Consider the following 13,696-nt stretch of genomic DNA (forward strand, 5'->3'; position numbering starts at 1 on the left):
CAACTAGATTCTAAGTGCAGAAGATTATTTTCTTTTGTCTTTTCTGCTCCTCTGCTCTCGTCTAAACTTAAAAACCAAGACTCAGCATTCTTAACTTTTAACTCCTAACTTTTAACTCCTAACTCCTAACTCCTAACTTATCACTCAGGACTGACAATGACTGAAGCAACGGCTGGTAAAGATCAACAACATCCACTTTATAACCGAGATCGCCCCCTTATTGATATTTTACTCGCTCAAGAGGCGACAGACTATAATTTAGCAGAATTGGCTAGACTGCGAATGCGTTATCAAGGGTTTCCAGGGGCGAGAGACATCCAGAAAGACCTAGATAAAGTCTTGCAGCAGTGGGGTTTGAGCGAAGCCGAGCTTTTTGAGAAAACTCGTCAAATTCACGATTTGGGGGGAATTTACAAAAGTCGTGGTAAGAAAGACGAACAGGATTGGAATTAATTATGGGGGATGGGGAATGGGGAATGGGGGATGGGGAATGGGGTATGGGGAATGGGCATTAGTTATTCCTTCCTATTCCCAACTCCTAACTCCCAACTCAGCACTCCCTACTGGAATGGCGATCGCTAATTCTGTGCCTTAATCTCATGGGCAATGGCTGTAACAAGATTGCCCAGTACCGACATTTTTTCTTTTTGCACGAGACTGTATTGTGTCTCTTGCAGGTCGTGTAATGCTTGTTGAGTCAATTGTGCTGTTGTGTCGATGAGCTGCAACACACTTGCGTTACACTAAAATATCTTACTTAAAATTGTCAACAGTTCGGCTTGGCTCACTGTTAATCCTGAGCGCAGCCGAAGGTTCAACTTGGATTGCCTCTTCCCCTGCCTCCAGTTGCTCCCGTTGTTTGCCATACTCCCGCAGCTGCTTCAATAGGTTTTCTTGGGACGAGTTAGGAATAGACGGACTGGGGGTTGCTTGAAGGTTAGTGTCGATATTTCCAAAATTAGCAGGTGAGGGATTAATCACGTAAACGGGTAGCGACTTGTCATTAAACGTCGCCTGTTGGGTTGGTTCTGGGGTAGGAATTAGATTCTTTGGTTTGCTCACAGCAGCTTTTACCGAATCTAAAGTGGTAGCAACTTGCACTTGTTGCTGCATCTGTTGTGTAGAAGAGACTAAACCACTTAAACCATTCACCAATTGCCGCAGATTTTGGCGAAAATTAGGATCACCTGTCAATTCATCTAAATCAGATGTAATTTTTTGGGTATTTTCAAAGGTTACTCGTGCTGAATCTAAGGTTTGTTGCAGCAGCACCGCATTCTTTGGATCATTTAAGGTTTGAGAAGCATCGCGTAAATTAGCTGAGGCTTGCGCTGCATTAGCTGAAAGAGCTTCTAAATTGTTGAGTAATTCACCTTGAGTCAATCGATTGACAGATGGTGATAAGCTACTGACTGTAACACGCAATTGGTTGCTGGTTTCGGTGATATTATTCAACGCACCAACTAGCGCCGAACGATTTGTTGTCAATAAATTATCCAGGTTGTTCAGCAAACGGTTTGCTTGAGTTGCAGTTGCACCAAATTTATTTACTGTTTGATTCGCGGATGTATTAAGTTGGTTTGTCGCCCGTTGCACTGAATTAGCTGTGGCTGAAAAGGTATTAAGTTGTTGTTGTAAGCTTTTAGTCAAACCTTGTAAATCCTGACTTAGCTCAGTAAAACTGGATGCTGCGCCTGTAGTACTTTCTAGAACCCTATTGACATTTCTATAAAATTTTGGGTCATTGTATACAGCGGCTAACTCAGTTGAACTGCGAATGAGTGCATCAACACTGATACCAACCTGACCTTTTAACCGAGAGCCATTACAGACGATGAGACTGGTATCACAACTTTTATCTAAGGGTTTAGCAATCACAACCCCAGCAGGTAAGGCTGTTCTTGGTGTGATGTCGATAATACTTTCGCTAATTAACCCGCTTTGATTAGCTTCCACTACTACATTTCGGGGCATAATTAGGTCAGTTTGGGCAATTTCAATCTCTACATCAATAGCATTTGGCCTTGGTTGAACCTGGGAAATCGTTCCTACCTTAAAGCCACGATAGCGAACTGCTGCTCCCTTTTGCATTCCGCCAGCGTTGGCAAATTCTACAATAACTTTGTATGAACGACCAGCAGCACTGAATCTATTTAACCAAAGAAAGAGTAATCCAAATACCCCTAGTCCTAGCAGGAGTAATAACCCCACAGAACCTTCTCTAAATGTTCGCCCAGACGCGAAGCGGCTTGTCATAAGACCTCGCATTTTTTTGCCTCCACCAACAATCAACAACCAATTAGGAGTTAGGAGTTAATAGTTAGGAGTTAATAGTTAGGAATTAATAGTTAGGAATTAATAGTTGAATTTAACTCCTAACTTTTCATTTTTAACTCTTACTCTTAATTCCTCATTCCTCACTCTTCACTTTTGAGTTTCTAGCCGGCGACTTGAATCGGGCCTTTCACACTTCCACTGATAAATTGTCTGATCAAGGGATTTTCTGTGTTGTATATTTCACTAACTGTACCCTGCCACTGCACTCTACCTTCATAGAGAAATATAAGTCTATCAGCTGTACGGCGGATAGTGCTGTCTTGGTGGGTAACAACAGCATAAGTACTACAAACTCCCTGTGAACTTTGCAAATACCGGATTAAATCTTCGATTACTGTTGAGGCAATGGGATCAAGTCCGGCTGTTGGTTCATCATATAGTAGAACTTCTGCGCCTTCGCTGGGATTATCGGGGTTAGACATAATCGCACGGGCAAAACTCACCCGTTTTCGCATTCCCCCGGAAAGTTCGGCGGGGTAGAGGTGGCCTATTGCTGGTAAACCTACCATCTCCAATTTTTCTTTTACCAAATCTCGGATGCGCGATCGCGGCAGCTTTGAATTTTGATAAAGTAAAAATCCTACATTCTCTTCCACTGTCAGCGAATCAAATAGCGCCGCCTGTTGAAACACCATACCAATGCCAACCTGCTGGCCACCATCCTCAATCAAACCGTCTCGCCGCACTCCTTGCACATAAATTTCTCCTTCATCGGGAGTAAGTAACCCCGCCATTACTCGTAAGATAGTTGATTTACCAGTCCCCGATGGGCCAATAATCCCCAGTGCTTCTCCCCGGTAAATGGTCAAGTCTACATTATCTAGAACTTTATGGCTACCAAAGGACTTAGAAACACCTTTCAGTTCAATCAATGGTTCAGTCATTAGTTATTAGTCATTGGTCATTGGTCATTGGTCAGTAGAAAATAAACAAATGACTACCGAGAACTAATAAAGGACAAATATGCCCAATAGTGATGTCATAGTTATTGGTAGGGCATTGTATAGTACATCATAAGTATATGATTAGCATTCTGATTAGCAAACTTTATTTTTTTAGCATAATATTTAGTCATTTGCGATGTTCCACGTCCCAAAATACTCTCAACGCAAGGCTGACAAAGGCACGTAGTAATTAAACATCTCAGTAATGGCAAACTAAAACTCTAATTTTCTGTAGACATCAGAAAAATTGCTTATTAGTATAAATGTACTCAGCCTTGTTATAACTACTAAGAGAAAAGCTCCGACAACAAAAATCTAATTAATAAGTTTATACCAGATATAAAAATCAAATTTAATTTGTGAAAATAAAAATCTTCAGATTTTCAACTTTTTATATAAGTCCAAAACCTTATTTCATGAATGATTAAGTATAGCTATAGAAAAATTTATTTTACTGCCATCCAAAGTTATTCAATTAGTCGCGGGTCTGAATCCCCGACTGATTTATTCTGACTCCTGTTAGCGATAGCGGGGCGTTTAGCCCATTCTGACTTCTGAATTCTTCTTCAATAGATGATTGGAGAGTTTAATAGCGTTATCTGTCAATCTTGGAGTTGGCAAAGTCCAAAAATATTTACTAGTATTGTAAAAATTACTGTTAAAAAATCAAAGTAAAAATTATGAGTAGCCAATTAGAACAGTTTGCAAGTGATAATTCTTCTGGTATTTGTCCTGAAGCACTGGAATATATGATTAGGGCAAATCATGGTAGTGTTCCAGCTTATGGAAATGATGAATGGACTCAAAAAGCCACAGATTATTTTCGGGAACTCTTTGAAATTGATTGTGAGGTATTTTTTACCTTTAACGGTACAGCAGCAAATTCTTTATCTTTAGCTGCTCTTTGTCAGTCATATCACAGCGTTATTTGTCATGAAACATCTCACATAGAAACAGATGAATGTGGCGCACCAGAATTTGCATCTAATGGTTCTAAACTGTTACTCGCTCAAGGTAAAAATGGCAAACTAACATCAGAATCGATAGAGTCAATTGTTACTAAGCGGACTGATATTCATTATCCCAAACCTAAAGTTATTAGTATTACACAATCAACTGAATTAGGAACTTTATATTCTATTGAAGAACTTTTAAGTATTAAAGAAGTTGCAAAAAAGCATAATTTAAAGATTCACATGGATGGCGCTCGTTTTGCAAATGCAGTTGCCGCCATGAATCAAAGCCCTGCTGAAATTACTTGGAAAGCTGGAATCGATGTATTGTGTTTTTGTGGTACTAAGAATGGCATGGCATTAGGTGAAGCCATTCTTTTCTTCAACAAAGCGCTAGCAGAGGATTTTGACTATCGATGCAAGCAAGCAGGCCAGCTAGCTTCAAAAATGCGGTTTATTTCCGCCCCCTGGTTGGGTTTATTGGAAACTGGTGCTTGGCTAAAAAATGCCAGACACGCCAATCAATGTGCTGAATACTTAGAAAATCAACTATTAAACATAGAAGGCGTGGATTTAATGTTTCCTAGAGAAGCCAACGCCGTGTTTGTGAAATTACCTGAAGAAGTCATTCACAGCTTGAAAGCCAAGAACTGGCAGTTTTATACATTTATTGGTGTGGGAGGAGTACGTTTTATGTGTTCTTGGAACACTACTCAATCAAGGATTGATGAATTGATTGGTGATATTAAAAACGCAACTATTGAGAACAATTGAAGAAGAATTCTGACCGGAGGCGGAGCGTCTCCGGCTCCGCTCCTGACTCCTGAATTCTGTTCGATAAATATAAAAAATCGAAAATAGTGAAACAAGTATAGGAATCTTAAAGCTGGACTAAGTTAAGTAAATGCAACTAGTGATAACTGACAGTACAAGTGCTTACTTAGTATTAAACTTCAACCGCACTTTTGGTTGCTGCCACAATCCCAAGCGCTTATTTTGAGCATTAGCTTCTGCAATTAAAAATTGGGTTTTGCTCTCGTAGCAATTTTGTAAAGATTCTCGGTCAACTACAGCATTACCTGACTCTACCAAAAGGAGATTTACTGACCGATTATTCACAAACACTTCACCTGCGGCGTGACCGTTTTTGAGTTGTTCTGTGTTTCTAATTACGACAGGAGTTTGAGGTGGTAGTAGCTGTTTTAGTTTTTGTGTTGCTGCTAAAGCAGATGGCTGACCATTTGCCTCTGGCGCATTAATGCACGCTAGCTTTATTGTGGTTGTTTGTCCTGTATTATCTTTAACCAAAATTGTGTTCCCGTCTGCAATACCAACTACTGTAGCTAGCACCAAAATTAGTTCAAGTAACTCCATCATTTTGTCCGTAACATTTTATGCATAAATATAATTTTATTTCAGTGCTTAGATGGCTTGTGTGATTTAACTCACAAGTTAGTAAGTAAAAATAATAGATATCGCCTGTAGTGGTAAAATGCATTTACATAAGGAAGTGCGATCGCGTAACTGCTTAACCTATAGCGATTCTCCTTTGGATTGAATGTATCATAACTAGACGTACATTTTTTTGTTAGCGATCGCCTACCTTTAGTCTAAGAGGATGTTTGAAAAGTTTTGAGCGAATATAATTCGCTACTACACAAGCTAAGTCCACCTGCGTGGACTAGCAGAAAATCGAGTTTTATAACCCAATACAGTTCAGATAAGACCAAAAAACTTGTAGAGACGGCGATTTATCGCGTCTCAAAAACCCACAATTTTGTACAATTAGCCCTTAAATGAACCGTATTGTTTTATAACCCGCGTAGGCGGGTTTTGTATGTGTAGCCCCGGCAAGTAATAATTTAGACTTTTCAAACAACCTCTAAACTCCAGATTGACAAACTTTTTGCCCTTGTGGATAAAATAGCCCTTCTTTTTTAAGGGGTCGCCACAAGCAGAGAGTATCTTCCGGGGCAAAACATCATTTGGTGTTTATTTAAGTTTTTCGTGAGCAGCCAAAATGATTTTTTCGGTTTCTTCCCAGCCAATACATTTATCAGTTACAGAAATACCGTATTTTAATTCTTCCCTAGCAGTAATTGGTTGACTACCTTCATATAAATGTGATTCCAGCATCATGCCAACTATTGATGTATTACCATCCACTATTTGCTGAATAATATTTTCTAAGACAGCACCTTGTAATTTGTAATCTTTATTGGTATTGCCGTGGCTACAGTCAATAACAATTCTCGGTGGTAAATTTGCCTGTTTTAATTTCTCTTCTACCACTTTTACATTTGCTGCATCAAAGTTGGGTTGACTACCACCTCTTAAAATTACGTGACCATAACCATTACCTTTAGTTTGAAATACGCTCACCTGTCCGTTTTGATTAATTCCCAGAAAATTATGCGGATTTCCGGCTGATTGGAGAGCATTCAAAGCTACTTGAATATTGCCGTCAGTACCGTTTTTAAAACCCACAGGCATCGAAAGTCCACTTGCCATTTCGCGGTGAGTTTGTGATTCGGTGGTGCGTGCTCCAATGGCAGACCATGTAATCAGTTCACTAATATATTGGGGGATGATCGGATCTAGTGCTTCTGTGCCAGCAGGTAATCCCAACTCTGTAATTTTTAATAATAGCTCCCGTGCAATTAATAACCCATTCTCTACATGGAAAGAATCATCCATATCTGGATCGTTAATTAATCCTTTCCAGCCTACGGTTGTTCTTGGTTTTTCAAAATAGACTCGCATAATTAGTAGCAGATTATCCTGGACTCGCTCGGACAATATTTTCAACCTCTCAGAATATTCGAGCGCTGCTTTTGGATCATGGATTGAGCATGGGCCAACTACTATAAATTTTCTGCGATCCTGAAAATCTAGGATATGTTCTATTTCTTGTCTATATGCTAAAACTCTTTGTTCTGCTAATTGGGTTAAAGGGAATTTTGATTTGACTTCATTGGGAGTTAATAAAATGCGATCGTTCTCAATGTTCGCGTTGTCGATATTACTATTAAATAATGTGTTGTGCATGGGATGATTTTGCAACTTTATATACGCACTTCAAATCAGAATTGTAACACAAACTCATGTTTTTTTTAAATAGCCTTTTTTATGCTTGACAAATTTCTAATTAGACTGTAGACGATTAAGATAATAAATGAAAAAGGGGAAATATTTTCCCCTTTTTTATTTGCTATTGGACTACTGATTGAGTTGTAGTGTATATTTTTACTGCCATACAAATACTTTAGCTTCGTATGGCCCCAAGTCAGTTATGATTCCATCATCACCAGATTCGACATCATAATTGCCTGTCCATTCATGCCATGTACCAGCACTAGGAAAGTTAGGAACATGATAGCCAGCGAGGAAGTTTTCTGAGAAATTTGCTATTACAACTACACGAGAACCTTCATCATTCCAACGAGTATAAGCTAATACTTTTGCATCGGCATTTTCGTGGATAAAGTCAATATTTTCTGTGTAAAGTGCATGATTACTTTTACGAAGGTTGGTTAAGCCTTTGTATGATTCAAATAAACTACGATTGAGGTCATTACCTAACAGTGTCCAATCGATTTTTGATGATTCAGGTTGTTTAGGTTTGTACTCGCCAAATTCTTCTCCCATCCAAATCAAAGGTACGCCAACAGCAGTCATGAGGATGGCTACTCCTAATTTAGCCCGCCTAAAGGCTTCTTCGTTAAAAATCTCACGGTTTCCTAATTCAACCATCACATGGTTATGGTCATGATTGGTGAGGTAATTTACTACATTGGTAGCACCCAAGAAGCCTTGGCGCTTGCAGTCAATAACATCTTTGAGACGCTCTAAATCAAATGTATCACCGCAGATATGTTCTAGAATGCAGTGATAAAAACTGTCATGCCAGCAACCATCCATTGGGCCATCTACATTAGTAATGCTGGTAGTTTCAGGAATGTGTTCAGCAACATTATAAAAAGGTTTTGCACCAGCAGTTTTTTTGGCTTCCTGAACAATCCAGTACATGAAGTCGTAGTTAGAAATTTGCCTCGCTGCATCATAGCGAATACCATCAAGATGATATTCCTCAATCCAGAAACGAATTGTATTACCAATAAATTCCCGCGCTGGATGAATCTCTAATTTTTCGTCATAATGTTCATAATTAAACTCAGGTCCCCAGTTATTATCAGGATCACGAGGTTCATGATGATACCAATAATCGTGGTCAATTTGTGTTAAGGGAGCAGATGCTTCTGAGTGGTTATAAATACCGTCAATAATTACACGAATGCCTCTTCCATGACACTCGTCAATCAATTTTTTCAACCCAGCAGTAGAACCATAACTTGATTCTGTTGCAAAGAAATGACGTGGATTATAACCCCAGCTATAATCACCAGGATATTCTTTAAGCGGCATCAACTCAATAGCGTTGATTCCCAGTTCACACAAATAATCTAACTTTTCAATGACATGTTTGTACTTACCTCGTGCATAAGGATCATCCTCACCACCAGAAAAGTCACCAACATGCAATTCATAAATTACTAATTCGTGGTCAGCAGGTAAAGGTTTATCATCATGTTGCCAAACGTATGTATCAGTAATCCTTTGCCCATCTTTGATGTGGATAACACCATCATCTTTCCCACTCAGTTCATCTATATCAGTTGCATAAGGGTCTGTAACCTCAACCCATTGTTCTGGTTCAAAAAACCATGAATTTGATTGAACGCGAAATTTATATTTATAATCGCCATCTTCTAGTTCAACACTTGTACGAAAATAACCATCATCACCTTTTTCCATTGGAATTTCTTGCCAATCAGAAAAAGAACCAATTAATGAGGCTCCTTTGTTATAAGGTGCAAATAAATTAAATTCAATTGGCTTTGCCATAGAAGTGTTTGTAATATCAAGGGTTGATAGGAATATTCTCTGATGCTCAATTGAATTTGCAAATCGCTCTAGAGAAATAATTAGATCAGCAGTGCTTCTATCTTCAGGAATAATTGATAAAATCTTTATAAAAGTTAACTATGTTTTTTTGATTTTGGCTGTTTGCAACACTTCTTGATTGACTAAAATACAGATTTATTGTATTTTATATTTTGCCTATAAAACTAGTATTCTTAAACACCTGTTACATATAATTGTAAAAGTTAAGTAACTAAATAAATAGTTTTTTATTAAACTCTAATATGGTAGATATAAGGTTCATATTTGATTTTTTAAATACACAAATGGGAGCCAGTATTTTGCGGAAGTTACCGACGCTCCATTACTCGCTAAAGCTGTGCTATCTGTGTGGCAACTGGCGTTGTGTTATACCGTAGGCTACGCACCAAAACTTCGGGTGGTACGTTACAGAAGCCTTAACCCTACATAATAGACTTGGAGTTTTTCACCCAATCAAATTGGATTGATATAGTCATTAAAAATAGGATATTTTTTGCCACATATCTGCTGGTCAGATTACTCAATTTCGCCGTTAGTTTGTTGCAGATAACTTAATAACCAATTCGCCGCTGTTGCTCTACGAGTTTGCCGAGGCCCAAATTCACCAATCTTATAACCTTTGAAGCCCAGTTTTTGTTTTAACATTTGTTTATTTTCAGCAGGAATGGAACGAGTCAACTTAACTGTTGCGGGGCGAGATTCAATAAAATTTGGTGGTTGTGGGTACTCATTCTGCCATTCTGGCGAAACTTGGCTAGCGTCCCATTGTGCAGTTGCAAAGTCATAGCGATAGCCTAAATAATGCCATAGCAACTGATTAACTGTGGCATCATCAAATTTCTCTTCAAGAATTGCCCAAATTGTTTCTGTATTGAGTGGCGGCAGTTTAGACATAAAAAGTTCAAAATTACAAGTAGGAAAACTGACTATTAATTAAATTTACAACAATTAGTAGGTAGTAAAAAATACTTTATCACTACCTTGCTAGAATCCCAAAGATCGGGATAATTTTATTTTTATGATCATCATTATGATGGAGTTACAGGCAGTCGTCGGCGACCTGTAAAAGAACGTGGTATTCTCTGGAAACAGAAGTATAAAGAAGAATTACATTTCTATTCTCCTCCTTTGGCAAGCAGGAAATTAGCTAAATACTAAGTCTGCTTGAAGAGATAGGATTTATTAAAAGAGTAAAATTTTAGGAGTAAACCTCTGTCTTTACAAGTTTTTACCGTTCCTAGAGCCACTTCTCAACCCCCCGCAGGTTTAATTGTTACTTTGCATGGTTGGGGAGCTAATGCTGAGGATGTAGCATCATTGTTACCCTTGCTCAACTTACCTGATTACCAGTTTGTATTACCCAATGCACCTTATCCTTATCCCTATTCCCCTGTAGGGAGGGCATGGTATGACCTGCGGGTGGAGAATATGTATGAAGGATTGGCAGAAAGTCGGCAACTTCTAACAGATTTTTTGGAATCTTTAGAAAGTACCACTGGTGTACCTTTATCACGCACCATTTTATGTGGATTTTCTCAAGGTGGGGCAATGACTTTAGATGTCGGATCAAAATTACCCCTAGCAGGTTTAGCTGTCATGAGTGGGTATTTACATCCTGATGCCCTAACAGCAGCTAAAAGTGGGATTTCACCGATTTTAATCAGCCACGGGAGATATGATGAAGTTGTACCCCTAAAAGCTGCTTTGAAGGCACGAGAAGCTGTAGAGTCTCTAGGAGTGGCGGTGGAATATCACGAATTTGACATGGGGCATGAAATAAATCCACAAACGTTAGAGGTGCTACGGAATTTCGTTGTAAATCTAATTGGCTAGTCAGAATTACGAATTTTTTATAAATTCTGGTATAAATGCTAAAAATCTCACGAAATGAATCACCTCTAATGAGTAATATATATAGGGTGGCTGCGTTCAGCGCAACTTAACCCATGCTGAAAGTGCGTGCTGCATAAGGGAGGGGCAAACATTATGACAACTCTAAGCATTTCCAGGAAAGAAATTGCTGCCATAACTGCGGCAGAGGTAGAAGAACTGGCTACACGTTTGGAGCTAGACAATTATAGTAATGCTTTTGAGGGTTTAAATGATTGGCATCTATTGCGAGCGATCGCATTTCAGCGTCCAGAGTTAGTTGAACCCTATATCTACCTTTTAGACTTGGAACCCTACGATGAAGCGTAGCAATTTTAGATTTTAGATTTTATATTTTAGATTTTAGATTGAAGTCAACTGGCTACAATCAATGATTAGGGTTAATGTATCACTTGCTTAATCCAAAATTGCCAATGCAATCTCCCTTAAATCCAAAATCCAAAATCCAAAATCCAAAATTTAACAGGGTTCTAATAGGTGTAGGTGGCGGTATCGCCGCCTACAAAATCTGTGAATTGGTTTCGACGCTGTTTAAAACTGGGGTGGAGGTTAGAGTTATCCTCACCCGTTCAGCACAAGAATTTATCACACCTCTGACAATAGCCACTCTATCTCGTCATCCCGCCTACACCGATGATGATTTCTGGAAACCAATTCACTCTCGTCCGTTGCATATTGAGTTGGGTGAATGGGCAGATGTCATGGTAATTGCTCCTTTGACAGCTAATACATTAGCCAAGTTAGCCTACGGGATGGCGGATAATTTACTCACAAATACCGTGCTGGCTTCTACTTGTCCTGTGCTGTTAGCACCCGCAATGAATACGGATATGTGGGAACAGCTATCAGTGCAGCGAAATTGGCAACAGCTATTGATCGATAGCCGATATCATGGGATGAATACAGCATCAGGATTATTAGCGTGCGATCGCATCGGTGCTGGTAGATTAGCAGAACCTCCAGAAATATTCGCTCACATCCAATCGTTGTTACACACTCAAGGTAAACGAGATTTAGTAGGTAAACGAGTGTTAATTAGTGCTGGGGGAACGCGAGAGTATCTTGACCCAGTGCGGTTTATTGGCAATCCTTCCACAGGTAAAATGGGATTAGCTTTAGCGCAAGCAGCATTTCACCGAGGCGCAAACGTCACCCTAGTATATGGCCCAGCTAATTGGGATGTACCATTAGGAGTACAAGGGATTCCCGTTATTAGTGCAGAGCAAATGCAGCACGTGATGGTGGAGTGTTTACCCAACGCTGATATCATTGTGATGTCAGCAGCCGTGGCAGATGTGAAGCCACGAGATTATAGTACAGAAAAATTACCCAAGCGATCGCTTCCCCAAACTTTACCCCTGGAATCTGTACCGGATATAGTCGCCCAATTAGCACAACTTAAACAGCCACATCAGATATTAGTTGGTTTTGCAGCACAAACTGGAGATATTGTCAAGCCCGCATTAGAGAAATTACAAAATAAAAAATTAGATGCGATCGTTGCTAACCCCATCGATCAACCTAATAGTGGTTTTGGTAGCGATAATAATCAAGCGATATTTTTAGATAGTCAAGGAAATCAGGTAGAAATTGCACCTTGTTCTAAATTAGAAATGGCGCATCAGTTATTTGATTTTCTTTCCACAGTCCGAAACAGATGAAAGAACTAGCAACCGAATCACCATCCAACTGGCGTTTCATCCCAATGCTTCAGACATCAGGAGGAGTGCAAATGGCGATCGATGCTTGGTTGTTCAACCAATGTGAAAAGGGACAACACTCACCTACCCTGCGTTTTTATACTTGGTATCCCTATGCTCTTTCCTTGGGACATCTGCAAAAACAATGGCCCGCCCAGTGGCATAATCTGATTTACCAGGGACAGGCACTCAAACTAGTTCGTCGTCCAACGGGAGGTAGAGCTGTTCTCCACCAAGGAGATTTAAGCTACGCCCTGATTACCTCAGCTAGTAATGGAAAAAGCTGGGGTACTTATGAAAAAATCTGTAACTTTTTGATCCAAGGCTGGCAAACTTTGGGTATTGAGTTAAATTATGGTTCCGCTGGACGAGGTTACATTCACAATCCCAGTTGCTTCAACACAGCAACAGCTGCGGACTTAGTTACTGCTGATGGAAGTAAATTTATTGGTAGTGCCCAACGCAAGGGAAGAAATACAATTCTTCAACACGGCTCGATGATCTTGTCTACAGACAAAGATTTATTTGAAGAAATCTTTGAACAACCGGCTCCGTGGAATACCTCGCTTTGTAACACGCAGGAAGAGGAAGGCTGGATTATAAAGATTGTGGAGACATTGACAGAGACGGCAAAACAGTACTTTGGCATAGAACTAGTTAGCCAACCATTTACCGATCTCGAATGGCAAGATATCCTCAAATTGCGATCGCTTTATGAGGTGCAAACGCCTATTCCCAAACTTTAGCTTATGTAGAAAATACGTAGAAAGCCAATTCTTTTTAAGTCAAATAGCTGTACAGCGTAGTTTTGCAGGGCAAATGAAAATGCTAAGAGCATAAGAGCAAATCTCACCCCAGAACAAGCCCAAAAGCTGCTAAAGGAAACTACTACTTTCAATTGGGTATA

Annotated in this window: 14 protein-coding genes; 7 read left to right on the forward strand and 7 right to left on the reverse strand. The window is 39.5% G+C overall.

Going from position 1 to position 13,696, the window contains the following annotated elements; translation table 11 throughout:
* Positions 1 to 156 precede the first annotated feature (156 nt).
* Together A4S05_RS11825 and A4S05_RS43245 are read left to right on the forward strand one after the other, a co-directional pair.
* On the forward strand, positions 157 to 453 hold the full coding sequence (locus A4S05_RS11825; RefSeq protein WP_069070021.1) for a DUF3288 family protein: 297 nt from the start codon (positions 157 to 159) through the stop codon (positions 451 to 453).
* A 16-nt stretch (positions 454 to 469) separates the two neighbouring features.
* The gene (locus tag A4S05_RS43245; RefSeq protein WP_256090943.1) at positions 470 to 595 is read left to right on the forward strand and encodes a hypothetical protein; all 126 of its coding nucleotides are present in this window, start codon (positions 470 to 472) and stop codon (positions 593 to 595) included.
* Here the strand turns inward: A4S05_RS43245 and A4S05_RS41540 are convergent.
* From A4S05_RS41540 to A4S05_RS11835, 3 genes are all read right to left on the reverse strand, one after another.
* The gene (locus A4S05_RS41540) at positions 579 to 731 is read right to left on the reverse strand and encodes a hypothetical protein (protein ID WP_176726985.1); all 153 of its coding nucleotides are present in this window, start codon (positions 729 to 731) and stop codon (positions 579 to 581) included. The genes A4S05_RS43245 and A4S05_RS41540 overlap by 17 nt on opposite strands.
* A gap of 22 nt (positions 732 to 753) precedes the next feature.
* Complete coding sequence (locus tag A4S05_RS11830; protein WP_256090944.1) at positions 754 to 2,268, reverse strand: MlaD family protein; 1,515 nt, start codon at positions 2,266 to 2,268, stop codon at positions 754 to 756.
* Positions 2,269 to 2,438: 170 nt separating this feature from the next.
* The gene (locus A4S05_RS11835; RefSeq protein ID WP_069070022.1) at positions 2,439 to 3,221 is read right to left on the reverse strand and encodes an ABC transporter ATP-binding protein; all 783 of its coding nucleotides are present in this window, start codon (positions 3,219 to 3,221) and stop codon (positions 2,439 to 2,441) included.
* 740 nt (positions 3,222 to 3,961) lie between these two features.
* Here A4S05_RS11835 and A4S05_RS11840 point away from each other — a divergent pair.
* A complete protein-coding gene (locus A4S05_RS11840; RefSeq protein ID WP_069070023.1) occupies positions 3,962 to 5,008 on the forward strand; it encodes a threonine aldolase family protein in 1,047 nt (348 codons plus the stop codon).
* Between the two features lie 162 nt (positions 5,009 to 5,170).
* Here the strand turns inward: A4S05_RS11840 and A4S05_RS11845 are convergent, their stop codons facing one another.
* The 4 genes from A4S05_RS11845 to A4S05_RS11860 form a co-directional block, all read right to left on the reverse strand.
* Positions 5,171 to 5,611, reverse strand: coding sequence for a thermonuclease family protein (locus A4S05_RS11845; protein ID WP_256090945.1), 441 nt, complete (start codon positions 5,609 to 5,611; stop codon positions 5,171 to 5,173).
* 615 nt (positions 5,612 to 6,226) lie between these two features.
* Entirely contained in the window at positions 6,227 to 7,282 is a 1,056-nt protein-coding gene (locus A4S05_RS11850; RefSeq protein ID WP_069070025.1) for a 3-deoxy-7-phosphoheptulonate synthase, read from the reverse strand.
* A 198-nt stretch (positions 7,283 to 7,480) separates the two neighbouring features.
* On the reverse strand, positions 7,481 to 9,139 hold the full coding sequence (locus A4S05_RS11855; RefSeq protein WP_069070026.1) for an alpha-amylase family glycosyl hydrolase: 1,659 nt from the start codon (positions 9,137 to 9,139) through the stop codon (positions 7,481 to 7,483).
* Positions 9,140 to 9,715: 576 nt separating this feature from the next.
* Entirely contained in the window at positions 9,716 to 10,093 is a 378-nt protein-coding gene (locus tag A4S05_RS11860; protein ID WP_069070027.1) for a DUF1823 family protein, read from the reverse strand.
* Positions 10,094 to 10,411: 318 nt separating this feature from the next.
* Here A4S05_RS11860 and A4S05_RS11865 point away from each other — a divergent pair, with 318 nt between their 5' ends.
* The 4 genes from A4S05_RS11865 to A4S05_RS11880 all read left to right on the forward strand — a co-directional run bounded on the left by A4S05_RS11865 (position 10,412) and on the right by A4S05_RS11880 (position 13,535).
* Positions 10,412 to 11,032, forward strand: a complete 621-nt coding sequence (locus tag A4S05_RS11865; protein ID WP_069070028.1) for an alpha/beta hydrolase — start codon at positions 10,412 to 10,414, stop codon at positions 11,030 to 11,032.
* Positions 11,033 to 11,185: 153 nt separating this feature from the next.
* Positions 11,186 to 11,398 (forward strand): protein IsiD, encoded by a 213-nt coding sequence (locus A4S05_RS11870; protein ID WP_069070029.1) that lies wholly within the window; start codon positions 11,186 to 11,188, stop codon positions 11,396 to 11,398.
* Between the two features lie 104 nt (positions 11,399 to 11,502).
* Positions 11,503 to 12,750 (forward strand): bifunctional phosphopantothenoylcysteine decarboxylase/phosphopantothenate--cysteine ligase CoaBC, encoded by a 1,248-nt coding sequence (gene coaBC, locus A4S05_RS11875; protein WP_141699701.1) that lies wholly within the window; start codon positions 11,503 to 11,505, stop codon positions 12,748 to 12,750.
* The gene (locus A4S05_RS11880) at positions 12,747 to 13,535 is read left to right on the forward strand and encodes a lipoate--protein ligase family protein (protein WP_069070031.1); all 789 of its coding nucleotides are present in this window, start codon (positions 12,747 to 12,749) and stop codon (positions 13,533 to 13,535) included. Before coaBC ends, A4S05_RS11880 begins: the two co-directional genes overlap by 4 nt.
* The last annotated feature ends 161 nt before the right edge of the window (positions 13,536 to 13,696 follow it).

Origin of the sequence: Nostoc sp. KVJ20 (assembly GCF_001712795.1) — a bacterium.
Taxonomy (GTDB): Bacteria; Cyanobacteriota; Cyanobacteriia; order Cyanobacteriales; family Nostocaceae; genus Nostoc.